We start from the raw sequence: 23,310 nt of genomic DNA, 5'->3' as shown, positions 1-23,310 counted from the left end.
GGGGCGACAGCGGTCGCGGGGATGCCGAAGTACGTCTGGCCCCGGGCCCTGCGGGCGCCCTTGTCCAGGTTCGTGTCGACCATGGGTGGGATGAGCTCGAAGACCTTGACTGAGGTGCCTTCCAGCTGCTGCCTCAGCGTGAGACTGAACGTATGGACCGCGGCCTTCGTCGCGCAGTAGACCGGCATCGGGGCCATGGGATAGAAGGCCAGGCCCGACGAGACATTCACGATCGCCGCGTCCTTTTGCTTCATTAAATGAGGTGTGAAGAGCGCCGATAGGTACACCAGCGCCCGGAAGTTGACCTCGATCTCGTCCTCGCCGTCGGCCGCCCGGTGGCAGAGGAGGTCTTCCGTGCCCTTGCGGAAGTCGATCATGCGCTGGACGCCGGCGTTGTTCACCAGGACGCTGAGGCCGGGGAAGCTGGCGACCGCCCACGCGTACAGCGCTTCCCGCTCCGGCTCTTTCGAGACGTCGCATTGCTTCACGTGGATCTGCGGCAGCTTTTTCTTCGCGCTGGCCAGGCTCGCCCCGGTCCGCCCGCAGACGAGGACCTCGTTGCCTGCCCTGACGAATTCCTCTGCCAGCGCCAGGCCGATGCCGGTGGCGCCGCCCGTGATCAGTACGGTGTTGCCGCTGGTTTTCATGATCACACCAACGGCGACAAGCTATAAATACTATATCAGCTACCGATATATCGTCAGACGACTGACAATGAGCCAGGTGGGATTGTGGAAGATAAAACGAACAACGAGGTCCGGCGGATCTTTCTCAAGCTGATCGTGCTGAAGATCATCAAGGACAGGCCCACCCACGGCTACGACATCATCAAGACCATCGAGCAGCGGTCCGACGGCCGGTGGGCGCCGAGCGCCGGCTCCGTCTACCCGATCCTGGAAAGCCTCGAGAGGAATGGCATCATCCGCAGCGAAGAGATCGAGCGCAGGAAGGTCTACTCGATCACCCCGAAGGGCGAGCTCGGGCTCGAGCAGATGCTGGCGAAAAAGCGACAGCTGCTCGTGGAGATGACCCGGGCCATCGACTTCGCGACCGGAGAGGCCGGCGAAAACGAAAGAGGAAGGTAATACAGTGAGTGAAAACATCGACGTTACGAACACGGCGGGCGAAGAGATGCCGAAGAAGGGCATCTCGTACAAGTGGGTAGCGCTGTCCTGCGTGACCCTCGCCACGCTCATGGGCACCATCAACGGCAGCATCATCCTGATCTCGCTGCCCGCGATCTTCAAAGGCATCCAGCTGAACCCCATGGCCCCGGATGCCTTCCAGTACCTGCTGTGGATATTGATGGGCTACGGCCTCGTCACCGCCGCGCTGCTGCTGAGCCTCGGGCGGCTGGCCGACATGTACGGCCGGGTCAAGCTCTTCCAGCTGGGCTTCCTGATCTTCGCGGTGGGCTCCATCCTGCTGTGGCTGACGCCGGGCACCGGCGAGCAGGGCGCGCTGGAGCTGATCATCTTCCGCATGATCCAGGCGGTGGGCGGCGCGTTCACCATGGCGAACGGCGCGGCCATCATCACCGACGCCTTCCCGGCCAGCGAGAGGGGCAAGGCTCTCGGCATCAACATGGTCGCGGTCATGTCGGGCCAGTTCATCGGCCTTATCCTGGGCGGCATCCTGGCCGTCTACCACTGGCGCTACGTTTTCCTCATCAGCGTGCCCTTCGCTATCCTGGGAACGATCTGGTCCTACTGGAAGCTCAAGGAGCTGGCGATACCCGCGGCGAAGACGGGGATCGACTATATCGGCAACCTCATCTTCATCGGCGGGCTGACGTCCCTTTTGATCGGCATCACCTATGGCCTGATGCCCTACGGCAACGATGCTATGGGCTGGAGCAGCCCGTGGGTCATCGGGTCCATCGTGCTCGGCATCCTGCTGCTGATCGCCTTCCCGCTCGTCGAAAGCAGGGTAAAGTACCCCATGTTCCGCATCGACTTGTTCAAGATCAAGTCCTTCGCGTACGCCAACCTTGCCAGCACCACGTCGGCCATCGCCCGGGGCGGCGTCATGTTCATGCTGATCCTGCTCCTGCAGGGCATCTGGCTTCCGCTTCACGGCTACGCTTACGCGGATACGCCATTCTGGGCGGGCATCTACATGCTGCCCATGACCATCGGCTTCATCCTGATGGGGCCCATCTCAGGCATACTCTCGGATAAGTACGGCCCCCGGTGGATCGCCACGGGCGGCATGGCGCTCGTGACGCTCTGCTTCATAGGGCTGGCCACGCTGAACTTCGACTTCGAGTACTGGCAGCTGGGCGTACTTTTATTCTTAATGGGCTGCGGCAGCGGCATGTTCGCGTCGCCGAACAGCTCATCGATCATGAACTCGGTGCCGCCCCAGGACCGGGGCGTCGCCTCGGGCATGATGTCCACGCTGATGAACTCGGCGAATACGGCCAGCATGGCGATATTCTTTACGATCATCATCGTGGGCATCCAGAGCGCGTTTCCGGCCGCCGTACAAAATTCCCTGGCCAGCCTGGGGTCGGCGCAGCTTGGGCCGCTCGCGGCGGCGCTGGGTGCCATACCGCCGACTGGTGCGCTGTTCTCGGCGTTCCTGGGATATAACCCGATCGACGCGATCCTGAGCGCCCTGCCGGCTTCGGTCGCCAGCAGCATACCACAGAACGTCCTGGCCGTTCTACATAGCCATGACTGGTTCCCGAGGACGCTTGCCGATGCGTTCATGCCGTCGCTGCGGATATCGTTCATCATCGGCGCCATACTCTCGGGCATAGCGGCGGTGCTGTCGGCCATGCGAGGCGAGAAATACGTACATGAAGCCAGCGGCCCCGCCAACAGCATGACGGCCACGGCCGGCGTGCCGGAGGCGAAGAAGTAGATGCGGGTGCCGGGCATTACCGGTCCCTTTTTTTGGAGATTTCGAACTATGTCTGACCTTTTCAACAAAATATTGATCGCGACCGACGGGTCGCAATACTCCCTGGCGGCCATGCAGAAGGGCATAGACCTCGCCCGGTTATACGAGTCAAAGGTCTATGCGCTCTATGTTATCGACACGCGGGTGCTCGCCGGGACAGGCGGGATGCCAGAGCCTGAGAACATATACCAGCTGCTGGAGCTGGAAGGCAAGAATGCGGTCGGGCAGGTGAAAAAGGCGGCGGAAGGGCTACAGGTCGAGACGTTCGTTCTCCCGGGGCACCCCACCGAGACCATCGCCAGGTTCGCGAAGGACAACGGCGTTGACCTGATCGTGATGGGTACGCTGGGAAAGAGTAACATCGAAGAGATGCTTCTCGGCAGCATCGCCGATAGTGTCATCCGCATATCGCCATGCCCTGTACTCATAGTACGGGGTACCGTTTAATCTTTTTTGCTTCTTAACCTTTTCGAGACGAATTGCCGGAGGCTCAGAGCATATGGAGCCCGGCTTATTGGCAAGCCTAAAAAACAGAAGTAATAAAATTGTTTTGCCCGCTCATTCGATGAGCAGCAGCCCGTAGGAATTAAACCCGGGATGCATGAACTTCCCGTACTCGTTCTTTTTGCAGGGGATCACGTCAATAGGAAGCCCGAGCTTCCGGACCGTGGCGAACACGTCGATGCCCACGGCCTCCATGGAGGTCCGGACCTTCTCCGCATGCCGGCAGTCCCGCTTTACGCTCAGGTCTACGACGCCCTTCGCCTGCTCCGCCACGCAGTCCTCGCAGAAGTAGCAGGGATAAGCCCCGAAGGCCAGCGCCTTATAATAGCCCGCGTAGAAGGCGCACTGCTCCATATCATAAACTGTATTGTGGATCCAGAGTATCAGCCCCGAGAGGAAAGCGTGCCAGTTCGCGGGCACCTTATCAGGGTCTATCTCTTTCATCCCCGGAATGCCCTTAAAGTGTATGATGTAGGCCTTATGATATTCCTTCAGCATCTTCCTGGTATCTTCGGGCCCCGGAACATAGGGCGGACAGCTCAGATGCTTGCCGTAGCCCTTGCAGCCGAACATGCACTTCCAGCGCACCCACTCGCTCACCACGATGTCGCCGGGCTCGACCGGGCACAACTCCACATTACGCTTTCCAGCCATCGCCTTAAGGTCTTTTTCGAGCTTCGCGGCGCTCGATATTTGCTCCTGTTTCCGGGCCATAATACATAATGTATATAAGAAGGGCTTATAATATTTACGCCGAGGGCATGTCTATAAAGGCCGGGCTATTCCCGGTCGACTATTTAATATCCCGATCCCCCGGTATACGAGGGAAAGAAACCGGATAGCGGTCGAAACCGGTAAAAAGGCCATAATTGCGCAATAAATTGATTTCTATCTAGTATTATGCCATATTAAAGTGATATGACATTAAAAAGTCGATTATTCATCATTTTAAAGATAAATTCTAATTACAAGAGCCTCGAAGCCCTGCTGGCATTCTTCGGCATAATCAGGGGCTATGATACGATTTTCGCAGGTTAATGCTATTAACATGGAACTTAAAGTTTGACTAGGTGATATACCTATGGCTAGAAGAGAAGAACGTGGAGATATGACTGTCAGAGAGGCTGGCAGGAAGGGTGGAGAGACCACGAAGAGGACCCATGGCCACGACTTTTACGTCCAGATCGGGCACAAGGGCGGACAGAAGGTAAGGGATCTCATCAACAGGGCAAAGAGGTCCGAGTAAGCGGGGCTTCAAAGAAGCCCATGGCTTTTTTAAGCCCTTTACTTCGGCGGTCCTCCACGGGCCGCCAGGATCTTTTATCGTATATATTTTCAGTAAGCTCAGGGTAAATATTTATAAGCGAAGCTCTTTTTGGATAGACCGGGTACCATGGAGGACATATTCGGCATCCGGTCGTTCGCATCGAAGTTCGACCGGCAGGTCTGGGGGCTCTTCGGCGCTTCCATCGTGGGTGTGCTGGGCAGCTCACTCGTGATGACGTTCATGTCGATCTACATGTACGAGAGCCTGGGAATGTCCATGACCCAGGTGGGGATCGCCGATTTCATCACGACCATCGTCGGCGCGGCGGCCGCCTATGCCGGCGGGGCTCTGTGCGACGTCTATGGCAGAAAAAAGCTCCTCGTAGCGGGCCTTGCCCTACAGATCATCTCGTATCTCCTCATCAGCCTGGCCATCGATACTAAGGTCGCCATCCCGCTCTTCATCCTCACCCTGGCGTTCAACTCGTTCAACGGCGGGCTCTACCGGGCCATACCGGACGTCATGATCGCCGACGTCGTTCCTGCCGGCGAGCTCGTCGAGGCATACGGCCTGCTGCGTATAGGCTCGAACCTTGGGTGGGTCGTCGGGCCGGTCCTGGGCGGCGCGTTCCTCATGGTCACATCCTATGGGAATCTCTTTCTCATCACCGGCCTGACCACCTTCACGTACCTGCTCATCGCGGTATTTTTACTGCGGGATACCATGCCGAAGACCAGGCCGGAGCGGTTCCGGCTGAGGGACATCGTTACGGTTGCGAGCGACCGGCCGTTCCTGATGTTCTGCCTCATCATGCTCTTCATGACCATCCCGTACCAGCAGATGTACACGCTGTTCTCGGTCTACGCGTCGTCCTACGTGGGCCTCGATAACTTTTCGATCGGCGTGCTGTTCGCCCTCAGCGGCCTCATGGTGGCCCTATTCCAGTACTCGGTATCGGTCCGGGTCGGCCGCCACCCCATGACGTCCATGCTGGCCCTGTCCGCCGTTATTTTTGCGTTCGGCTTCTCTCTGCTCTCGGTCTCAACGTGGTTCTTCATGCCGTTCATCGGCATGGCTATCATCACGACCGCGGAGATGATCTGGTCCCCGGCGGCGTCCACCATGCAGGCGAACCTGTCGCCGGAGCGCATGCGCGGCCGGTATTTCGGCTTCAGCGGCCTCACGTCGAACATCGGGTGGGCAATCGGGCCGCTCTTCGGCGGCGTCCTGAAGGACTCGATGAATAATAACGTCCCTGCGCTGTGGGTCGTTGTCGGGGCCATGTTCCTGGTATGCGCGGTCGCCTTCCTGGGATTCAGGCGCTTCGTCCCCGACAGGATGAACTCTTCACGGGAAGCTGCAAAAGAAAAGGAGATGGAAGCGCCTTTGAAAGCTTAATGCGCGTCGTATTGTTTTAACCCTGTCAAACGTCTCGCTGGCCCGAGACATTCTTCACAGGTTAAGCACATGGGACGAGAAAAAGGCCTTTTCCGGCTTATTGTATGCTCTTCGGACCGTTGCAGGAGAGAATCGACTTTATATATATTAAATAAATAATAATAAGCTGTTAATGGTCGGGTGTGAATATGTTCGTTGAAAACAGCTTAGATAATAAAAACATATGCATGCAGTTCTGCGGTACGTGCCCCAGCTATACGGAGTGCGGCGGCAAGCTGCTCTTCTGCTCCCGGGGCAACCTGACGGGCAACGTGGCGAGAAAGGGGTGCAAATGTGGCATGTGTCCCGTCGCTGTGAAGCATAACCTGGACGGGGGCTACTACTGTATCCACGGCAATCTGGATACTCTTCTCGATTGAATTTTCTTCTTTTTTAAGGTCCCTCTCCATATTTTAGATTACAAGTATTATTCCTTTGGTTTCTCACCACATAGGCATACGTCAATAGCAATGTAATCCGACATTAATAAGTTGGAGAAGGCTATTTTTAATAATTCAACTCGAAGGAAAGCTTAATCTCTCGGCATATTTCCGCCGCATCTGCCCGTAGCGACTCAAATGTTCCATCATTTTTGAAGAGGGCGCTCCGGCAGGCATCTGCGATATCGGGCGCCTGCTCATTAAGGCGAGGCTCAATCCTGGCCCATATCCCGGGCTTGAGCCGCAGGCGGTCGATCATGACGTGCGAGGCGCCGGCATCTTTTATAGCCTTTAAAAGCTCCTCAAGCTGTACTTTATCGATAATACCGGGTACCATCGGGCCGACGAAAGCCCATGCAGGGATGCCTTCATCCGTAATTTTTCTCAACGCGTCCAGACGCTCCCAGGGCTTGGAGGCCCCGGGCTCAATGACGGCGCTCAGGCGGTCGTCCAGCGTGGTAATGGTGAAGCCGACTTCTTTTTCCCGAAAGCCCTGGAGAATATCTATATCGCGTAGCACAAGTGCCGACTTTGTCTGGACACACACGGGAAAATCCTTCGCCCGGAGCACCTCAAGGCAGCTTCGCGTGAGCTTTAGCTTAGCCTCGAGAGGCTGATACGGGTCCGTGACCGTGCTGATGCCGATCACTCCGCGCTTTTTCGTCCGGATCTCCTTTTCGAGGATGCGGGGTATATCCACTTTTGTGTTGACGAACGTTCCCCAGGCTTCGGGGCCGGAATACCTGAGAGTCGCGGGCGCATAACAATAGATACATGCGTGGCCGCAGCCCATATACGGGTTTAGTGTATAGTCTAATCCTGGCAGTCCCGACTTACTTAATGCCGACTTACAGCTTATTTCCCGGTAAATCATGGTCTCAGAAATCCGTCAGCCGCCTCTGGAAGCGGCTGTCCTTTAATACGAAGCTATTGAGCGTCCAGCGCTTTATGGGGATATCAAAGCGGCTCTGTATATAATTAAGCGCGGCTTCGAGCGAGCTGAACGAACTATATGGACCCCGAAGGGCGTTGCGGACGTTCTCCCTGACGTTCCAGACGCCCACGGGCATGATGTATCCTGAATGGGCCTCCCGGAGTATGACCACCTTCGCCTGACGCTTTTCCTTTAATAGATACTCGGATGTCGCCAGCCGGGCCGCATAGTAGCAGCCGCCGATCCTCGCGTATGTCGTCCGGCCGCCGCTCAGCTCGTGGTCCGATATGATCATGATGTCCCGGCCCGCCGGGTTCCAGATAGTGTCCGGGTACCAGGCCTCGACGAGCTCGTAGCTCCAGGGCTCGGGCGCCATTAAGACGATAAAGCGGTTATCCAGCTGCCAGCTCTCGAATACGCGGTACTCGCTGATGAGCGGGAGACGCTTGACCTCCTCGACCAGCGTCTCGCCTATGATGCTGTCCACGGCCGTGATGCTTTGCCGGGTAGGGACGAGCCGGCGGGTCTTTTTCGCGCCGAAGGCGCCCATGCTGAAGGCCCGCTGGATGCGCGTCACGAGAGTATTATCGTGGTAAAGCCCCAGCACTGCATCTCTGGCCATTAAGTCCTTATCGTAGAACGCCTTCTCGATGCGGTCGTCGAGCCGGAAGTTGCCGATCTCCATCTTTTTCAGGGGCGCGGAGGGGCCGAAGGGCTGCACTTCGTCGTCCAGCTCGATGCGCCCGGAGGGCTTTTTAAAGAACTCGGCGCTGGTATCGATGGGCTTCTCGGCCATCGAGAGAAGCTGCAGGTCGTTAACGAGCTTCTCGGCCTTCTCGGGCTTTTTCACGTTGACCGTCGCCAGGCCCCTGACCAGTGCGCTCCGCATGCCCACGATGTCGTCGATCGTTTTGCCGATCCACTGCTCGGGCGTGTCCATCTCGGAAGTATCGCCTACGATGGGCGGCACCAGCGGGCCGATAGAAACGGCAGGGTACCCATAGCGGCCTACGAAGACGCCCGGTGCCGAGCCGAAGAGCGAAGTGGTGTCGATGGACCGCTTTTGCTTAGCGGCCGCATAATATTTTACAAGCAATGGGCATCGCGTCTTGGCGCAGAGCATCTTCGTACCCTTGCACTCGACGCAAAGCGACCGTTCCCGCTCCCCTAAATAGCCTGCGCTTACCGGACGGTTAAACAGCTCATTCCCGGGTGCGGTCATGGTGCTCTCCATGTCTTATAAAAAATAGACGATGGCCGCATATAAAACCATTCAAAGCGGCATGAAAGTATTCAGGTGCCGCTCTTTGCGAGTTCGCGCTGGACGAGCGGATTTCCGAGGATCGTTTCAGCCTCGATGCTCCCGATGCCGAGCGCGTCCATCAGGCTCTTGCGCAGTCCTTCCCGGTCTATGCCGCCGTTCTGACGCTTCATCCTCAGCATGCTGACCGCCAGCTTGACCCGGTGCTCCCGCTCACGGCTCTGATAGGCCCTGACGGCCCGGATGAAGTCGATCTTGCGGAACTCGGGCCAGTATGGCGCGGCGATATATATGGCGGACTCGTTGCCACTGGCCTGCCAGGGCAGGAAATTCGATGTCCGCTCGTCGCCTCCGGTACGGATAATCAGGTCCACCTGGGAGCGCGGCTCGCTGCCGAAATACAGGTACCTGTCCACCATCTCCTCGGTGATGCTTTCGGGCGCAAGGGAGCCGCTTTCCACCTCTTTCGCCATCTTTCGGGCGCCATCGACGATCTCCTGACGGCCCCCGTAGGCGACGGCGACGTTCAGGTAGAACCGGTCGTAGCCGGCAGTCGCCGCCTCGGTGAGGGCGATCTCGTCCTTCACGTCCCGGGGCAGCATCGAGATGTCCCCGACCGGGCGTATCCGGAGCTTAGACTCGTGCGTCTTTTTACTTTCCCGTGCCTTACGGGCAAATTGCTTGAAGAGCCCGAAAAGGGCATTTTTCTCCTGCGCGGGGCGCTTGAAGTTCTCCGTCGAGAACGCGTACAGCGTAAGCTGTTTAATGCCCAGCTCTACACACCAGTCGAGCACCTTTTCCGTCGTGTCTGCGCCGTATATATGGCCCTGCTCGACCGTTTTGCCCAGGCGCTTTGCGTAGCGGCGGTTCCCGTCCTGGATTATGGCCACGTGCCGGGGTATTGGATGCTTCAAAACTTCATTTTTGAGGAAAAGCTCGTACCAGCTATATATTATCGGGATATGCTCGTACCAGCCTGTCGAAAGGTCCCATAAAAAAGACTTGATACTATTCATAAAGAGGATACTTAGCTCGTCTCTTCGAGAGCGGCTTTGACGAGCCTCTTGTATTTTTCCTTGATCGAGTACATGTTGTGGTCGCCGGTGACGTCGACGCTGAGGATGCCGGTCTTCGAGCCCATCAGGCCGACCATTGCCGGTGTTCCCTTATTCTTCACGTCGAAATTCTGCTCCCTGAGCTTTTCGTCGATATCCTTCGTCTCGTAGGGGCCGCCCTCCAGGAATATCTGTAAAACTGCCTTCCTTCTGCCGTCCTTATCCCGGCTCAGGTAATCTTTGATGCGGGCGAGCACCAGTTCGTCTTCAGAGCTATTCAGAGTCACCACTTCCAGATGATCGTAATGGTATCCTTTCTACGACAAGCCCGTTATCAAGCGGGTAGCGCTCCACGATGGAGCAGCGTGCGACGGCACACAGGCCTCCGGTTTCTTCAAGGAGCCACCATGCGGTCTCAATGCGGCCGCCGTATGAACGATACATGCGCCGGGGGATATTCGAGCCTTTCAGGATCCGAAGCGCATCCGTAATATTACCTTCTATTTCCCCGTATATAATTGTTCCATCAGCGCTTATCTCGTCAAAGGGCCTCACAGTATGTCGTGCGATACGCTTAAGCCGCTCGCGTAACTGGACAGCGTCCTTAAAGCGTGACGAGCAATACCTAGTATAGGCTATATTATTTAAAACTATCTCGTGCCCTGTTTTTTCGCTCCCCAGTACGGCGTTCGATATATCGTCCCGGAGCCGGTAGCCTTTTTTCTTCAGGGCCGCGGAGTTCGTGTCCGAGAACTCGAGCTCATTGACATTGAGAAATCCGCCGGCCTCCCGTACGGCTTCCGCCATCTGCGGCACAGGCCGGATGGAGGGGATCTCGACGCCCGCGTCCATCCCCAGCCCCTTCGAGCGCTTTAATGCATGGAAGAACGACGTCTCTCTAAAGCGGTCCCAGTCCTCAACGGGCGGGTGGAACCGGATCTCGTCCAGGCCGGCGTCCCGGAGCCTTTTCAGGATGGAGTCGGGCGGGGCGATGCCCGTGTAGAGGTGTATGTGGTGGCGGTCGCCGAATTTCGCCTTGAGTAATCGAATATAATGGAGCGTCCTCTCGAGCTTCAGCAGGGGCTCGCCGCCCGTTATGCCCGTTCCCAGCGCCCGCATGCGCTTCGCTTCGGCGATGACGTCCTCGTCGGACAGGACGCGCCGCTCGTTTGCATAGACGTCGTCCCGGCCCTTGCGCGCCTCGGAGAGGGGACAGTAAAAGCAATCCCTGGCGCATGCTCCCGTAACGAACAGTACCAGCTTCGCGCCCTTCATGCAGAGCCGGCACCCTCTGCACAGTTTCGTGTACATTGAGCCCGTCTCGTCGGCCTCGCTTATTTTCATGGACGAGGATTTCATGGCGACTATACCCATAAATACATTCTTATTTTAGAATAGCGTCAGCTTTCCTTGTTCGCCTCGATCACCTGCAGCTTCCAGTCGTCCTGCAGCTCTTCGGAAAGCTGGCCGATCTTCGAGGGGTTGCCATCCCAGAGGAGGGAGAGGTCCATGTCCGCCGACGCAAGGCGTTCCGATATAGTTATTGCCAGGCGGCGCAGCGCCTTGCGGCGCGAGAAGGGCACGCTGAAGATAGTCTTGTATCCGGACGGGCCGGTCTTCGAGTAGGAGACCACGATATAGTCTTCCAGCCGCAGGCGGTTGATATCGCCGTACTGGCACATCGTCTCGTACTCGTAGGCGATGTTCGAGTCGACCCGGGAAAGCGAGAGTAGGATCTTCGCGAGTATGTCCTTGTCCAGGCCTTTTTTCAAGTTGACCGTGATCTTGCCGATGGTACAGGTTAGCCGTGCGTCCTTATCTAAACGCTCGATGATGTACAGCGTCGTGTCGGTCTTCGGCTCGAGTTCAACGGTCATGGTATCATGCCATCATTTGATGTAAGGGTCGATCAACAGCCCCAGGTCACGCCTCACTTTCTCCGGGATGGCGTCGGGGCTGGTCGCGATGGCGCCCTCCAGGGCGTGCCGGCACGGGCAGTCCGCGTCGGCTATGCGGCCGACGGCCCTTCGGAGGATGCCCTTGACGGCCTCCTCGTTCTTCGCGGCCGTCTCGATGACCTGGCCGATGGAGACGGGATCCTCATACCAGACGTCGTAATCGGTAATAGTGGCCAGAATGCTGAAGCAGATCTCCGCTTCCCGGGCCAGCTTGGCCTCGGGCATCGCGGTCATGCCTATGATATCGAAGCCGAGTTTCCTGTAGATACCTGATTCGGCCCTTGTCGAGAACTGGGGGCCCTCCATGCACAGGTAGGTTCCGCCCTTGTGAGCCGGATACTTTTCCGAAGCCGTCTCGAAGAGAATCTTATTAAGAGCAGGACAGAATGGGTCGGCCATGCCGATGTGCGCGACGATGCCGCCCTCGAAAAACGTGGATGCGCGCCTGGCCGTGCGGTCGTATACCTGGTCCGGGACCACGATGTCCAGCGGCTTAAGGCTCTCCTTAAGGCTTCCGACGGCCGATACGGATACGATGTGGGTGACGCCGAGCATTTTCATGCCGAAGATGTTGGCGCGGTAGTTCAGGTCCGTAGGTGAATAGCGGTGCCCCCTTCCGTGCCTGGACAGGAAGACGGCGTCCACGCCGTTCATCGAGCCGATGATGAAGGAGTCGCTCGGCTGGCCGAATGGCGTATTCAGCTTTTTTTCTTCTATGTGATCGAACATAGAGGGGTCATAAATACCGCTCCCTCCGATGATACCAATCCTGACCATGAGGATACCTCAGTGCCTGACCGGTTCCCAGACGCCGCCGCCGAGCTTACGGATCACGCCGCGGTACTCCATCTCCTCGAGTATCTCGTCCAGGCGCCCGGGCTGCGTAATCTCAAAGTACGTCGGCTCGATCTGGTGATACTTCTTGAGGCCCAGCTTAATGTCGTCTATCGTCCAGACCTTTAGCGTGTCTTTCGACATGACCTGGCCCGTGATGTCGCACATATCCTCCATGAAGTTCCACGGGAAGATGACCCAGGCCCACTCATCCAGGAGCTCGCCGATATAGTCGGCTTTCGACTGCGAGCACATCAGGTGCTGCAGCGTCGCCGTACGGACCTCTTTCGGGCTGTACTTCGAGACGTATTCCTTCGCGAACGTCATACTCTTGCCGGTATCCGAGATATCGTCGACGATGAGCACGTTCTTGTCCTTGATCATGTTCTCGTCGATGGAATACCGGATGCGCGGCCCGCTGCCGGCGTTAGCCGTACCCGTGTAATGCTCGATCTTCAGGCTTATGAGATCGTTCAGGTTTAAAAAGTCACATAAGACCCGGCCGGCGAACCAGCCGCCCCGGGCCAGGGCCATTATGACGTCGGGCTTGTAGCCCGAGCTCCGTACGTCCTTGGATATCTTACGACACAGGCGATAGATATAATCCCAGTTAGTAACAACACATTTGAAGTTTTCAGGAAGCGACATTCGGTCACCAGCATAACTGCGAATTGCATCAACATGATAAGTCTTAAAGATATTTAAGACTATACGGCCCGATGCCAGTACGCCCGTATATGGTAAAACTTCATATACGTAGGATAAAGTTTGTATGTCAGGTAATATAATAGAATTACAGAATGATAAGAAATGACTGGCATTAAACGATTGGTACTGGACGTGCTTAAGCCGCACCAGCCGTCGATCCTGGAGCTGGCAAAGGCGATCGCCGCGCTGAAGCACGTGAACGGCGTGAACTTAAGCCTTTATGAGGTCGACACGCAGACGGAGAATATCAAGATCACGGTGGAAGGCGTCAACATCGATTTCGACGAGCTAGAGCGCGTTATCGAGGACATGGGCGCCGTCATCCACAGCATCGATGAGGTCGCCGCGGGCATCAAGCTCGTGGAAGAGGTCGAGACGCTGCAGGATCGCTAATCCCGAGCATTATGGCAATATTAATGGAAAGCGAGAGGGGCCGTTACATCATCCTCGGCAGCATCGACGGGATCCTGGCCGTCCTGGGCATCATCATAGGCCTATCCTCCGCCACGCTAGACCCGGGCGTGATCCTCAAGGCCGCCCTCGGCGGCGGCATCGCGCTCTGCCTGACCAACGGCATCGGCTCCTACCTGGCGGAAACGGCCGTCGAATACGGCAGGCTTTCCGACGTTGAGCAGGCCCTGTTGCAGGACCTGAGGCATACGAAGATCGAGAAGCTGACGAAGCGGAATATCCTGATCGATTCCTTCCTGTCCGGCAGTTCCAGCTTCTTCGGCTCGCTAATCCCCATCCTGCCCTTCGTCTTTGCCAGTGATGGCATCGCAATTTATCTTTCAGTCGCCCTGGCACTGGCATCGCTCGTGGTCCTGGGCTTGTTTTCCGGGCGGATCTCCCGGCAGAGCTATATCACATCAATAGTCCGCATGGTCGCCCTCGGCGTCATCGTCGTCGTCGTTTGCAGCATGCTACACCTGAGCCCTTAAGCTCCTCTAAACCTCCTAAGAATGCCCTAAGACTGTTTCAGCCACGAAGTGGCTCGAAGACATTATTAAATATTTTTGCTTTGTTGAATATGCCCTTTTAAGTCTCGGAGTGTACGGAGGCACTATTTTTCACCACAAAGACCGGTTGTTCCGTGTTTGTTTTGTGGTCGTTCGTCCTTTGTTTGTTTGGTTCGCTGATTTGTCCGGTTTTTCAACACGAAAACACGAATTCTTTTCTAGTCCCACGTAAGGGGGCACGAACCACACTAAGATGGATGCTTTCACGTCAAAACACCAAACAACTTCTCGAATGGCACGAACCTCACTAAATTAATTGAAACACTAGAGAAAGCATTAAGTTCATGCCGTTCTCGTGTTTCAATCCTTTAGTGTTTTAGTGTTCATTCGGGAGGTTGTTTCGTGTTTTAAGCGCCAGGCATGAGCCTTGGTGTTTTAGTGCCCTTACGTGGGATATAAAAGAATTCGTGGTTTCGTGGTGAAAAACCGACGGGCAGTACGAAAGTGGAAAATAGAGCAGAGGACCACTAAACAAACACGGAACCACTCGCATTTGTGGTGAAAAATAGTGTCCTCAGTGCCATTAAAAAGCTTAAAATACGGGAGTAATTCAACACAGCAAATATTTTCAAATAAGTTAGTGCCGCCCCTGGTGTAATCCTGGTGCCGCTTGAGAGCAACTGTAGTCTCAACCACACCAGGTTTACACCAGGCCGCACCAACGATTTTTAATTAGTCTTAGAGAACTCAGAGCCAGCTTAGAGCCACTTTGAGGCTGAAACCGTCTAGAGTAACTTATCTTTTTTTGAGAGCCTTGGAAAACATAAATATAAAAGCGGCCGGCCCGAGAGCCGACCTTTCTTCAATTTTAAGGTGTCCTGACCACGGGCCTCGTCGGAGCCGCCGCGCGCCGCGCCACCCAGGTAAAGACAGCACCCAGGAGCGCGCCCCAGATGATGGACGCGATGAACGATGTGACGATGCTCGCGAAAGTGATACCGGCCGCACGCGCTCCGGCGCCCATGCCCAGGATGAGCGGGATCAACAGCCCGAAGATGACCCATAGCACCACCATGAAGACAACGCCTTTGGAAATGGCGCTGGTCGTTGGTATACGCTCGTACAGGGCGCCGAAGACGATGCCCAGTATGAGGCCGACGATGGTTAAGAATATCAGCAGTACCATCGAAGCCGAGATCGTCAGCCCCGCTCCGCTCACGCCGGGCAGGATGCCGCCCAGCACGTTATTGATGTTAATATACTGTCCGATGGACGCCAGGCCGATAGCACCCAGTATGATAGTCAATAAGCCAATAATGAGCCCCGTAACGGCCCCCGCTATCGCCCCATCCGTAATGTCTCTTGCTGCCATTTATATACCTCCACCTGCTGCATGATAATTTCATTTCTCTTTTCATAATGTTTGGCCGCAATATCCACAGAGCTAAAGAAAATTTAAAGCGTAGAATGACCATTATAGTGGTGGAAGTTATCAAGATGGCATCGGACGATGTATGGACAGAGAAATACAGGCCGAAGACGCTCGACGAGGTCATCGGGCAGGAGCAGATAGTCCGGAGGCTGAAGTCCTACGTGAAGACGGGTAACCTGCCCCACCTTTTGTTCTCCGGGCCGCCGGGCGTTGGCAAGACCGCCTGCGCTATCGCGCTGGCCAGGGACATGTTCGGCGACACCTGGCAGAATAATTTTACCGAGCTCAACGCCTCCGACGAGAGGGGCATCGACGTCGTCCGTAACAATATCAAGAATTTTGCGCGCACAGCGCCGCTCGGGGAAGCCAGGTTCAAGATCATCTTTTTGGACGAGGCGGATGCGTTGACGTCCGACGCCCAGTCCGCGCTGCGGCGGACCATGGAGCGCTATACGGCGACCTGCAGGTTTGTCATTTCCTGTAACTACTCGTCCAAGATCATCGAGCCCATCCAGTCCCGGTGCGCCGTTTACCGGTTCGGCCCGCAAAGCCCTAAGGATATTGACGTGATGATCCGGCGCATCGAGAAGGGCGAGGGCATTAAGATCACGAAGGACGGCATGGACGCCGTCGTTTACGTCGCACGGGGAGATATGAGACGGGCCATAAACGCTTTGCAGTCCGCGTCCACCGTTTCGAAGGAGATAACCGCCGAGACCGTCTATGAGACGACGAGCACGGCGCGGCCGAAGGAGATCGAGGATATGCTGAAGCTGGCGCTCAACGGCCAGTTCATGGACGCCCGCAACATGCTCGACGACCTGCTAATAAAATATGGCCTGTCCGGCAGCGATATCATCGACCAGATCTACGCCTCCATGTTCTCGCTCGGGTTGAATGAGGAAGTTCTGGTGGCGCTGGTGGACCGCATCGGCGAGGCCGACTTCCGCCTGACCGAGGGTGCGAATGAGCGTATCCAGGTCGAAGCGCTTCTGGCGCACTTCAAGATGCACGGCGAGGCGATGAAAAAGTAATTTTTCCGGAGGGCTGTGCGAGCAAGAACACGGCATTACTTTTTCTCTTGAATTATTTCCTTATACGCTTCATCGATGTAGGGCTCGACGTTGAGCTTTTTCTCCCTGGCGATGATGAGGGCGGCCGCCTCGGGCGTCACAAGGCCCCCGTATTCTTTTTGCTTTTGCCCGATCAATTCCAGGGCCGCGACCCGGTCAATGCCCGCGGACACCAGCAGGTCAAGGGTGCGGTCAAAAAGACTTTTCTCTTCAAGGATGTCCTTTCCGGGCTTAAAGTCGGGAGGCACGACGACGCCCTTTACATTGAACGCGGGCACGAGCCTGTCGCCCGTCTCCTTGAGCACGCCCTGCTTTAAAGCGGCCTCCAGCACTTCCTTGCTCTCCTCGGGAGTGAACCACTTGAGCTCATAGGCCAGGGCAAACGTGAACTCGGTGCGGTTCAGCCGTGACTTGCCTCGCAGCTGGAAAGCGCGGGCAACGGCCAGCTCAAGGTCGCTCAAAGCCCTCGTTTCCTCCATAAAAGCATGCCGCCGGCCAGCGCAGCCAGAGACAACAGAACATCGACCGCCGGGGACAGTTTGGCCGTCGGCGTCGACGACGCCGCCGTGTCCGCGAGCGGCACTATCTTGACCTTCACGTCGATATCGGCGTTATTGGGCATGAGCACCTGCTTCTCGGTCATATAGCCCGGGGCGCTCACGGTAAGCACGTACGAGCCGCTTGAAACGGCGTACTGGAACGCGAATTTCCCCTCGTCGCTGGCCGATATCTGTATCGTGTCCAGGAGAACGGTCGCGCCCCGGACGGGCGACCCGGTGGAAGCGTCGACGATAACGCCCGTGACGTTATGTTTTGTTGAATCTACCGGCGATAGGGATATGGTGGGAGTCACGCTCGAGCCGGGCTTTATCGTGACAGTAGGTGTCACCGTTGTATTGTTCGGCTTCGGCGTGGGAGAGACCGTCGGGGTCGGCGTGAGCGTCGGGGCCGTGGACGAGCGCAGCTCGCGTGCGATCATGAATATGCCCTGGGGCGGGGATTGCTTCGTATAGCGATAGTGCAGCGATATGGAATCCTGGAGGTTTGCGGCCGAGACGCCCGTGTTAAAGGTCACCGAGGAAGTCGCCCCGTTTACGTTTAGCAGACCTACATCGCCCCGTGTCGCGGCATTCGTATCCTGATCCTGAGAGACCGTATATTTAATGTGCCGGGTATCGACGAACCCCTTATCCATATCCGGGTCATATGGGACCCAGACACCTTCGTCGGGGTAGTAGACCTCGATCCAGACATGCGAGCCGTCGCCCCAGCCGATCTCGGTCGTCGCCATCCCGCCGTTGACATTATAGGATACGGAATACTTATTTCCATAGATTATTCCGCCGACACAGCGGGCAGGTATGCCCGCGCTACGGAGCAGCGCCAGGGCCAGATGGGCGCGGTTTACACAGTTACCCTTCGAGCTGCTGAGCGAAGACAGGGCATCCTTGGCCACGTTCGAGTCCTGGTCCGGAATGCTGGCCTTGACGAAGTTGATGATGTTATCCACGGCTTCGGCCTCGGAAGTAACGCCCGATATTAGGGAGTTTTTCTTGTCTACGATCCTCTGGTCATCGGACTGCACCATGCTCGTGGGCAATAGATATTGTGAGATATAATCAGGGTAGGATATAGTACCGAGGGTGTCCTCGTAGGATAGCGGGCTCATGTCCTCCGATATATCGGCGTTGAAGCGCGTCGTGACGACCAGCGTCAGCGTCGAGCTGGTGCTCGAATTAATGTCCCAGACGAGCTGCTTATATGCGTTCCCGTAATGGTCGGTCATCATTCCGGAGATCGATGACGGCGCCGGGCTGGCGGAGATCTGGACGCCGGAGGCGCCGATGGAATAGCCCCCGTCGCTTAACGTGGAGGGGTATGACGCGTTATAGTATATCTTCGACCCATTCGGTATCGAGGCGGGGTTCAGGCCCGAGACCGTAATGGTCGTCGTCTGCGTGATCCTGGCCTGGGACCGGGCGCTGCCGTCGAAAACATACGTTTCCGCATTAGCGGCGCTTATCATATAGCTGATCAGAAGACATGCAATAATGAGAACGGTAAGTATGGCGCCTGCCATCTGGTGGTGAATACGCTTAGGCGGCACCGCGCAGCCCTCCGGACTTATCCCTTGAAATGTTCCATCACGGTCTCGATGGTGGCCGCCACTTCTTCAGGTATGGTCCGTCCCTGGCCATGTGTCTGCGCGATCTGCAGCGTGAGATCGTTGTTCATAGTGGCCCGGACGAGGAACACGTCGTCGACGAGAGACATCTTATCGTAGTTTTTATCCATGTACGTGTAGCCGACCGTGAAGCGGAAGTCGATGGTACCCTTCGGCGGTATCGACGAAAGCTCCTTCTCCAGCGTGGCCTGGCTCAACGGCACGAAGTCCAGCCTGTTCTGCACGATGTCGACCTTGATGTCCCGGCGCGCCTTGACAGTGTCCGGGTTTCTTTTTACGTTGGGCCCCGTCGTATCTATCTCCATATGGCCCGACTTCCCGTACATGCTCGCCATGACGCGGGCGAGGTATTTCAGATCGCCGTTAAAGCCGTAGCGCTGCTCGAAGTCGATCTGTTGAGGAAAACGATAGTAGATCCGATCCATAACCCATGCTCCTGCATAATTATTATAAGAAAAAGAAAGGCTTGTTGCGTCATAAACTTTACGTAATGGGCAGGCGGTTATGCGACAAGCGTTGATAATATCGTTTTTCGGCCGTATTTTCGCTCTAAACACAAGTTGCTTTCTAGTACTTCCCTGCGGATTTTCAGAGTGAGGGTATCCATATGATAAATGTCGTAGAGCTAATTGTCGATAACGAGTTCATGGACGTCGGCCAGCTTAAGACCGCTTATCTGACTGGCATCAGGGATTTCCTGACCGGTTACGGCTATGACGTTTCTCATGTGGATAACAGCGAATGGTATAGCTACGAGCAAAAGCTTCTGGTCGATACCGACGCGCCGGGCCGCTACATCAGCCAGGCGCTGGAGGCGCAGAACAAGAAGCTCAAGAACGCCTACGGCGTGCTCGTCGAGTGACCTCTTTTAATATTTTATAGCATTTTCATTTGTGCCGCGGGCAGAAATAATCACCTAAAACATGACAAGCTGAAATTAATTGCTGTGTTGAATTACTCCCGTATTTTAAGCTTTTTAAGGGCACTGAGGGCACTATTTTTCACCACAGAGGCACGATGGCACGGAGGCTCACAAAGTTTTCTTTTTAGATTAAGTTACAAAGTACACAAAGCCGGTTCATTGGCGATCAGGATACGGGGGCACAGTGGAATGAACATGCGAGCACTTTTTACCATTGTGCCTTCGTATCCTTTGTATCTTAAAAGTTCAAAAAGCGGCTCTGTGCCCTTTGTCTCTTAATTATAAAGAAAACTTTGTGAGCCTCCGTGCTCTTCGTGCCTTTGTGGTGAAAAATAGTGCCTCCATACACTCTGAGACTTAAAAGGGCATATTCAACACAGCTTTAATTTCTTTAATAAAGAAATAGAGGCATGGACAGAGCCATGCCCGTATCGTTTATTTCTTATCCAGCAGTTCCGTAGGCCTATCGGCACCGATCTTCTTAAGGTCCTTCGTGGTCTTGGCGGTGTCTTCGAGCTCCTTCTTGAGCTGGGACTCGATATCGGCCACTTCGGCCCTAAGCTCGTCCGGGTTGGGTATCTTACCGAGCACGTCCTCGGGCTTGCCCACGATCTTCTCGACATTGGTCGATTCGCCGACCTCGGGCACCTTCTCCTCGGAGGCGCCGAGATATTTCGCGGACTGCTCGATGAGCTTCGAGATCTCGAATGGGAAGATTATCTTCGTGGCCTGGCCGTTGGACATCTTCGACAGCGTGTCCAGCGATAGAACTGTAAGTGCTTTCTTATCCAGGGGCACGGCACCTAGCGATATGAGCCTCAACGACTGAGCTTCACCCTGCGCCTGGAGAATGCTCCCGACCCTGGTACCTTCGGCTTCCAGGATCTTCGACTGCCGGGAGCCTTCGGCCTTCAGTATCATGGCCTGCTTGGCACCCTCGGCCTCCAGGATCGCCGAACGCTTATTACCGTCGGCGAGAAGGATGGCCGCCCTCCTGCGCCTCTCGGCGGAGGTCTGCTCCTCCATGGCCGCCTTGACGGGCCCCACGGGGTCGACTTCACGGATCTCGACTGCCTCGACGCGCACGCCCCAGGCGTCCGTCGCCTTGTCCAGGATATCCCTCAAGCGGTTGTTGATGAGGTCCCGGTTGTAAAGCACCTCATCCAGCTCCATGTCGCCGATGACGCTCCTTAGCGTCGTCTGCGCGAGGGCGATGGTCGCCATGCGGTAGTTCGTGACCTCGAAGTAAGCCTTCTCGGGGTCTACGACTTTAATGTAAATGACCGCGTCTACGTTGGTGGGCGAGTTATCCTTGGTGATGACTTCTTGTTTTGGTATTTCAAGCACCTGCGTCCTCAAATCTAATTTAATGACGTTACTCACCAGCGGGATGACCCAGTTAAAGCCGGGGTTCAAGCGGCCCCGGTACTGGCCGAGCAAGATCCACAGGCCCTGCTGATAGGGCTGGATGATGCGTATGCCCGAGACTAAGATGAGAACGATGGCGCCGATTACTAACAATAAAACGATGCCGAAGAGTAGTTCTACTCCCGTGATTGCCTGTAATAATAACATCTTTATACCCTCTTGACGAACAGATGCACTCCTGAAACACTCACGACACTGACCTTCTGGCAGGCGTCGATGCACTCGTCGGACGTGGCGCTCCATATTTGGGAGTCGATCTTGACCTTGCCGTCGATGCTGTCCGGCGATACCTGCGTGATGACTTCCCCGGTCCTGCCGACGAGCGAGTCCATACTGGTTGTGAATGGCTTCTGGATAGGAGCCAGACGCTTATAGAACATGATAGTCAGCACGCTGACCACCACCGTCAACACCACTAGCAGCGCGATGCCCAGCGGAGACGTCACCAGCCCGGGGAATAATAACATGAGGCCGCCGACGATCACAAGGATCGTTCCCGGCACGACCGCAAAGAACCCCGGTAAGGCCAGCTCCACCAGTAAGAACATCACGCCGGCTATAAATAATATCCAGCCCAGTTCCATAGTAATCAACCACTTATACGCTGTTCAGTATCTTTATTCTTCCGAGAGTTTATATCCTTGAATGCCTTAGAAGGTAATTGGGCAAGGATATGGAGTTAAAACGCTCGTTCATAAGTCTATTTGCTTCATTATTAGTGCTGGCTGCCATATTATTTATAGCGCTGCCCATTACCGCCTCGGCACAACAGCAGGCGTTCGATAGCAGTTCAGACGCCGTGCCGCTTTCATTCATCCTTGACAATGCGCTGGATACTCACGCCCAGGATATTCAGGAAAATATATTCGAGTATGAGTTTAACGCTGCCGGAAATGACCCGGGCCTGCAGTCGGCCCTGGTTCTTAAGCGCAGCGACCAGCTCGCGAACGAGACGAACCATAAAAAGGCCTTCCTCCAGGCGCTCATTAAAAAGAACGATATGGTCCCGGACGACCAGGCCGCCGAAATGGCGGATTCCATCGGCGCCAGCGTCGACAGGCTGGGCAACTGGTCGAAAAAGCTCGGAGAGCACGCCGCCGGGCTATCGATACTGAACGGCCATAAAGCGTATTCGGAAAATGTGATACCACTGATCAGCGACATCAATGAGACGAAGGGGATATCGGATAAGCTGAAGGCAAATAAGAAAAATTCCGGCAATTATGGACACCCGGTAATAATGTAAATTCTTTCAATGGCGGTGAAAAAAGAGATTATCGAAAAATACTGCCCAGCAGCGAAGGCTTTACACTGCAGGCGCTGTCATGCCCGCATCCCGTACACCACTTACCCCGGACTGCTTCGGGCATCCTGCCTTTGTCCATATCGAGGATCCGATTGCGGGCATAAAGCGCTTTTCTCTTATCCTCGTATCGTATCTCAGCCCATCGCAGGCTCCAGCCGGGTACGTATTCGACGGCTCCCCATGTGCATTGTTCGCCGAATTTTTCGCTGAGAAGCATCGCATATGCGGCCAGGCGGATGCGGTCGGACGCATAGACGCCGGTTTCCGGGGGGCCTGACGCGGAGATGACGACCGGAGCATGTATGCCTCCGTGCTGTATGACCTTATCGATGGTACCGGATATCCGGAGCCGGTCGGAATAGGCATTGACCCCGATAGAAACCGGCCGCATAAGATTCATCAGCCCATCTTCTCCTGACCCGCCTTTTTCTCGGGCCACGCCTCCCAGGATCTTATCGGAAATTCCTCGCGCTTCCTGCGCTGCGCCCGATATGACAGGCTCATATAATGTTCCATAGACCGATATCGAATCGGCGCAGGCTCTTGTGACGGCTTCTTCAAATGATGCTTCCGGGCATGTGGACTGGACGACCTGTGACAGCTCATGGGAAAGCGCTTTAAAAAAGCCGGCCCTCACGCCCGAGTCGGTAACGTCGCGGGCGCAGCGTCTCTGAAAATATACAAGGCGAGGGCACATATA

General features: G+C 55.8%; 28 protein-coding genes. 11 read left to right on the top strand and 17 right to left on the bottom strand.

Annotation, left to right across the window (positions count from 1 at the left end):
* On the bottom strand, positions 1–647 hold a 647-nt coding region (locus VMC84_RS05855), incomplete at its 3' end, for an SDR family oxidoreductase (protein WP_325379044.1).
* Between the two features lie 84 nt (positions 648–731).
* On the opposite strand from VMC84_RS05855, the gene VMC84_RS05850 reads away from it, so the two are divergent.
* From VMC84_RS05850 to VMC84_RS05840, 3 genes are read left to right on the top strand one after another with little or no spacing between them, the layout of a single operon-like run.
* A complete protein-coding gene (locus tag VMC84_RS05850) occupies positions 732–1,085 on the top strand; it encodes a PadR family transcriptional regulator (protein ID WP_325379042.1) in 354 nt (117 codons plus the stop codon).
* A 46-nt stretch (positions 1,086–1,131) separates the two neighbouring features.
* Positions 1,132–2,868: an MFS transporter gene (locus tag VMC84_RS05845; protein ID WP_349256748.1), complete on the top strand. Its 1,737-nt coding sequence runs from the start codon at positions 1,132–1,134 to the stop codon at positions 2,866–2,868.
* A gap of 48 nt (positions 2,869–2,916) precedes the next feature.
* Positions 2,917–3,354 (top strand): universal stress protein, encoded by a 438-nt coding sequence (locus tag VMC84_RS05840; protein ID WP_325379040.1) that lies wholly within the window; start codon positions 2,917–2,919, stop codon positions 3,352–3,354.
* 111 nt (positions 3,355–3,465) lie between these two features.
* Here the strand turns inward: VMC84_RS05840 and VMC84_RS05835 are convergent, their stop codons facing one another.
* Entirely contained in the window at positions 3,466–4,125 is a 660-nt protein-coding gene (locus VMC84_RS05835) for a DUF2284 domain-containing protein (RefSeq protein ID WP_325379039.1), read from the bottom strand.
* 367 nt (positions 4,126–4,492) lie between these two features.
* On the opposite strand from VMC84_RS05835, the gene VMC84_RS05830 reads away from it, so the two are divergent.
* The 3 genes from VMC84_RS05830 (at position 4,493) to VMC84_RS05820 (ending at position 6,495) form a co-directional block, all read left to right on the top strand.
* Positions 4,493–4,657 (top strand): hypothetical protein, encoded by a 165-nt coding sequence (locus tag VMC84_RS05830; protein ID WP_012900561.1) that lies wholly within the window; start codon positions 4,493–4,495, stop codon positions 4,655–4,657.
* A gap of 147 nt (positions 4,658–4,804) precedes the next feature.
* On the top strand, positions 4,805–6,076 hold the full coding sequence (locus VMC84_RS05825; RefSeq protein WP_325379038.1) for an MFS transporter: 1,272 nt from the start codon (positions 4,805–4,807) through the stop codon (positions 6,074–6,076).
* A 188-nt stretch (positions 6,077–6,264) separates the two neighbouring features.
* A complete protein-coding gene (locus VMC84_RS05820) occupies positions 6,265–6,495 on the top strand; it encodes a DUF2769 domain-containing protein (RefSeq protein ID WP_325379037.1) in 231 nt (76 codons plus the stop codon).
* A 127-nt stretch (positions 6,496–6,622) separates the two neighbouring features.
* On the opposite strand, the gene VMC84_RS05815 is transcribed toward VMC84_RS05820, so the two are convergent.
* The 8 genes from VMC84_RS05815 to VMC84_RS05780 form a co-directional block, all read right to left on the bottom strand.
* Positions 6,623–7,429: an SPL family radical SAM protein gene (locus VMC84_RS05815; RefSeq protein WP_325379036.1), complete on the bottom strand. Its 807-nt coding sequence runs from the start codon at positions 7,427–7,429 to the stop codon at positions 6,623–6,625.
* Between the two features lie 4 nt (positions 7,430–7,433).
* Complete coding sequence (locus VMC84_RS05810) at positions 7,434–8,723, bottom strand: Nre family DNA repair protein (protein WP_325379035.1); 1,290 nt, start codon at positions 8,721–8,723, stop codon at positions 7,434–7,436.
* A gap of 59 nt (positions 8,724–8,782) precedes the next feature.
* Complete coding sequence (gene uppS / locus VMC84_RS05805; RefSeq protein ID WP_325379033.1) at positions 8,783–9,664, bottom strand: polyprenyl diphosphate synthase; 882 nt, start codon at positions 9,662–9,664, stop codon at positions 8,783–8,785.
* A 113-nt stretch (positions 9,665–9,777) separates the two neighbouring features.
* Positions 9,778–10,101 (bottom strand): DUF2551 domain-containing protein, encoded by a 324-nt coding sequence (locus tag VMC84_RS05800; RefSeq protein WP_349256747.1) that lies wholly within the window; start codon positions 10,099–10,101, stop codon positions 9,778–9,780.
* Entirely contained in the window at positions 10,079–11,149 is a 1,071-nt protein-coding gene (locus VMC84_RS05795) for a radical SAM protein (RefSeq protein WP_325379029.1), read from the bottom strand. Before VMC84_RS05795 ends, VMC84_RS05800 begins: the two co-directional genes overlap by 23 nt.
* A 56-nt stretch (positions 11,150–11,205) precedes the next feature.
* A complete protein-coding gene (locus tag VMC84_RS05790; protein ID WP_325379027.1) occupies positions 11,206–11,682 on the bottom strand; it encodes a hypothetical protein in 477 nt (158 codons plus the stop codon).
* 12 nt (positions 11,683–11,694) lie between these two features.
* The gene (mtnP, locus tag VMC84_RS05785) at positions 11,695–12,540 is read right to left on the bottom strand and encodes an S-methyl-5'-thioadenosine phosphorylase (RefSeq protein ID WP_325379025.1); all 846 of its coding nucleotides are present in this window, start codon (positions 12,538–12,540) and stop codon (positions 11,695–11,697) included.
* Between the two features lie 9 nt (positions 12,541–12,549).
* Entirely contained in the window at positions 12,550–13,245 is a 696-nt protein-coding gene (locus tag VMC84_RS05780) for a phosphoribosyltransferase (RefSeq protein ID WP_325379023.1), read from the bottom strand.
* 162 nt (positions 13,246–13,407) lie between these two features.
* Between VMC84_RS05780 and VMC84_RS05775 the strand changes: the two genes are divergently transcribed.
* Positions 13,408–13,698 (top strand): DUF211 domain-containing protein, encoded by a 291-nt coding sequence (locus VMC84_RS05775; protein ID WP_325379021.1) that lies wholly within the window; start codon positions 13,408–13,410, stop codon positions 13,696–13,698.
* Positions 13,699–13,721: 23 nt separating this feature from the next.
* Positions 13,722–14,246 (top strand): VIT1/CCC1 transporter family protein, encoded by a 525-nt coding sequence (locus tag VMC84_RS05770; RefSeq protein ID WP_325379019.1) that lies wholly within the window; start codon positions 13,722–13,724, stop codon positions 14,244–14,246.
* Positions 14,247–15,132: 886 nt separating this feature from the next.
* Here VMC84_RS05770 and VMC84_RS05765 read toward each other — a convergent pair.
* On the bottom strand, positions 15,133–15,636 hold the full coding sequence (locus tag VMC84_RS05765; RefSeq protein ID WP_325379017.1) for a DUF6789 family protein: 504 nt from the start codon (positions 15,634–15,636) through the stop codon (positions 15,133–15,135).
* Between the two features lie 95 nt (positions 15,637–15,731).
* Between VMC84_RS05765 and VMC84_RS05760 the strand changes: the two genes are divergently transcribed.
* The gene (locus tag VMC84_RS05760) at positions 15,732–16,730 is read left to right on the top strand and encodes a replication factor C small subunit (protein WP_325379015.1); all 999 of its coding nucleotides are present in this window, start codon (positions 15,732–15,734) and stop codon (positions 16,728–16,730) included.
* A gap of 35 nt (positions 16,731–16,765) precedes the next feature.
* Here VMC84_RS05760 and VMC84_RS05755 read toward each other — a convergent pair whose 3' ends face one another.
* From VMC84_RS05755 to VMC84_RS05745, 3 genes are read right to left on the bottom strand one after another with little or no spacing between them, the layout of a single operon-like run.
* The gene (locus tag VMC84_RS05755) at positions 16,766–17,248 is read right to left on the bottom strand and encodes a DUF2240 family protein (RefSeq protein WP_325379013.1); all 483 of its coding nucleotides are present in this window, start codon (positions 17,246–17,248) and stop codon (positions 16,766–16,768) included.
* On the bottom strand, positions 17,227–18,876 hold the full coding sequence (locus tag VMC84_RS05750) for a transglutaminase domain-containing protein (protein WP_325379012.1): 1,650 nt from the start codon (positions 18,874–18,876) through the stop codon (positions 17,227–17,229). The genes VMC84_RS05755 and VMC84_RS05750 overlap by 22 nt, the downstream gene beginning before the upstream one ends.
* Positions 18,877–18,893: 17 nt before the next feature.
* Positions 18,894–19,379, bottom strand: coding sequence for a hypothetical protein (locus tag VMC84_RS05745; RefSeq protein WP_325379010.1), 486 nt, complete (start codon positions 19,377–19,379; stop codon positions 18,894–18,896).
* Positions 19,380–19,561: 182 nt separating this feature from the next.
* Between VMC84_RS05745 and VMC84_RS05740 the strand changes: the two genes are divergently transcribed.
* Positions 19,562–19,816 carry a hypothetical protein gene (locus VMC84_RS05740; RefSeq protein WP_325379008.1) on the top strand — a complete coding sequence of 85 codons (255 nt, stop codon included), beginning with the start codon at positions 19,562–19,564 and terminating at the stop codon, positions 19,814–19,816.
* A 495-nt stretch (positions 19,817–20,311) separates the two neighbouring features.
* On the opposite strand, the gene VMC84_RS05735 is transcribed toward VMC84_RS05740, so the two are convergent.
* Positions 20,312–21,451 (bottom strand): SPFH domain-containing protein, encoded by a 1,140-nt coding sequence (locus tag VMC84_RS05735; protein WP_325379006.1) that lies wholly within the window; start codon positions 21,449–21,451, stop codon positions 20,312–20,314.
* A gap of 2 nt (positions 21,452–21,453) precedes the next feature.
* Positions 21,454–21,888: an NfeD family protein gene (locus VMC84_RS05730; protein WP_325379004.1), complete on the bottom strand. Its 435-nt coding sequence runs from the start codon at positions 21,886–21,888 to the stop codon at positions 21,454–21,456.
* An 89-nt stretch (positions 21,889–21,977) separates the two neighbouring features.
* Here VMC84_RS05730 and VMC84_RS05725 point away from each other — a divergent pair, with 89 nt between their 5' ends.
* Positions 21,978–22,550, top strand: a complete 573-nt coding sequence (locus VMC84_RS05725) for a hypothetical protein (protein WP_325379002.1) — start codon at positions 21,978–21,980, stop codon at positions 22,548–22,550.
* A 28-nt stretch (positions 22,551–22,578) separates the two neighbouring features.
* Here VMC84_RS05725 and VMC84_RS05720 read toward each other — a convergent pair whose 3' ends face one another.
* On the bottom strand, positions 22,579–23,307 hold the full coding sequence (locus tag VMC84_RS05720) for a recombinase RecB (protein ID WP_325379000.1): 729 nt from the start codon (positions 23,305–23,307) through the stop codon (positions 22,579–22,581).
* Between the last annotated feature and the right edge of the window lie 3 nt (positions 23,308–23,310).

It is taken from the genome of Methanocella sp. (assembly GCF_035506375.1).
Classification (GTDB): Archaea; Halobacteriota; Methanocellia; order Methanocellales; family Methanocellaceae; genus Methanocella.
This window is presented reverse-complemented; position numbering and strand designations above follow the sequence as displayed.

What these genes read in the sequence shown, in the direction of transcription:
- VMC84_RS05760 (WP_325379015.1), top strand. Translation starts at nt 15,732, where the DNA reads ATGACCATTATAGTGGTGGAAGTTATCAAGATGGCATCGGACGATGTA.
- VMC84_RS05790 (WP_325379027.1), bottom strand. Translation starts at nt 11,682, where the DNA reads ATGACCGTTGAACTCGAGCCGAAGACCGACACGACGCTGTACATCATC.
- VMC84_RS05825 (WP_325379038.1), top strand. Translation starts at nt 4,805, where the DNA reads ATGGAGGACATATTCGGCATCCGGTCGTTCGCATCGAAGTTCGACCGG.
- VMC84_RS05810 (WP_325379035.1), bottom strand. Translation starts at nt 8,723, where the DNA reads ATGGAGAGCACCATGACCGCACCCGGGAATGAGCTGTTTAACCGTCCG.
- mtnP (WP_325379025.1), bottom strand. Translation starts at nt 12,540, where the DNA reads ATGGTCAGGATTGGTATCATCGGAGGGAGCGGTATTTATGACCCCTCT.
- VMC84_RS05745 (WP_325379010.1), bottom strand. Translation starts at nt 19,379, where the DNA reads ATGGATCGGATCTACTATCGTTTTCCTCAACAGATCGACTTCGAGCAG.
- VMC84_RS05730 (WP_325379004.1), bottom strand. Translation starts at nt 21,888, where the DNA reads ATGGAACTGGGCTGGATATTATTTATAGCCGGCGTGATGTTCTTACTG.
- VMC84_RS05780 (WP_325379023.1), bottom strand. Translation starts at nt 13,245, where the DNA reads ATGTCGCTTCCTGAAAACTTCAAATGTGTTGTTACTAACTGGGATTAT.
- VMC84_RS05720 (WP_325379000.1), bottom strand. Translation starts at nt 23,307, where the DNA reads ATGTGCCCTCGCCTTGTATATTTTCAGAGACGCTGCGCCCGCGACGTT.
- VMC84_RS05840 (WP_325379040.1), top strand. Translation starts at nt 2,917, where the DNA reads ATGTCTGACCTTTTCAACAAAATATTGATCGCGACCGACGGGTCGCAA.
- VMC84_RS05735 (WP_325379006.1), bottom strand. Translation starts at nt 21,451, where the DNA reads ATGTTATTATTACAGGCAATCACGGGAGTAGAACTACTCTTCGGCATC.
- VMC84_RS05755 (WP_325379013.1), bottom strand. Translation starts at nt 17,248, where the DNA reads ATGGAGGAAACGAGGGCTTTGAGCGACCTTGAGCTGGCCGTTGCCCGC.
- VMC84_RS05795 (WP_325379029.1), bottom strand. Translation starts at nt 11,149, where the DNA reads ATGAAAATAAGCGAGGCCGACGAGACGGGCTCAATGTACACGAAACTG.
- VMC84_RS05835 (WP_325379039.1), bottom strand. Translation starts at nt 4,125, where the DNA reads ATGGCCCGGAAACAGGAGCAAATATCGAGCGCCGCGAAGCTCGAAAAA.
- VMC84_RS05725 (WP_325379002.1), top strand. Translation starts at nt 21,978, where the DNA reads ATGGAGTTAAAACGCTCGTTCATAAGTCTATTTGCTTCATTATTAGTG.
- VMC84_RS05820 (WP_325379037.1), top strand. Translation starts at nt 6,265, where the DNA reads ATGTTCGTTGAAAACAGCTTAGATAATAAAAACATATGCATGCAGTTC.
- VMC84_RS05740 (WP_325379008.1), top strand. Translation starts at nt 19,562, where the DNA reads ATGATAAATGTCGTAGAGCTAATTGTCGATAACGAGTTCATGGACGTC.
- VMC84_RS05765 (WP_325379017.1), bottom strand. Translation starts at nt 15,636, where the DNA reads ATGGCAGCAAGAGACATTACGGATGGGGCGATAGCGGGGGCCGTTACG.
- VMC84_RS05770 (WP_325379019.1), top strand. Translation starts at nt 13,722, where the DNA reads ATGGAAAGCGAGAGGGGCCGTTACATCATCCTCGGCAGCATCGACGGG.
- VMC84_RS05830 (WP_012900561.1), top strand. Translation starts at nt 4,493, where the DNA reads ATGGCTAGAAGAGAAGAACGTGGAGATATGACTGTCAGAGAGGCTGGC.
- VMC84_RS05815 (WP_325379036.1), bottom strand. Translation starts at nt 7,429, where the DNA reads ATGATTTACCGGGAAATAAGCTGTAAGTCGGCATTAAGTAAGTCGGGA.
- VMC84_RS05775 (WP_325379021.1), top strand. Translation starts at nt 13,408, where the DNA reads ATGACTGGCATTAAACGATTGGTACTGGACGTGCTTAAGCCGCACCAG.
- VMC84_RS05845 (WP_349256748.1), top strand. Translation starts at nt 1,132, where the DNA reads ATGCCGAAGAAGGGCATCTCGTACAAGTGGGTAGCGCTGTCCTGCGTG.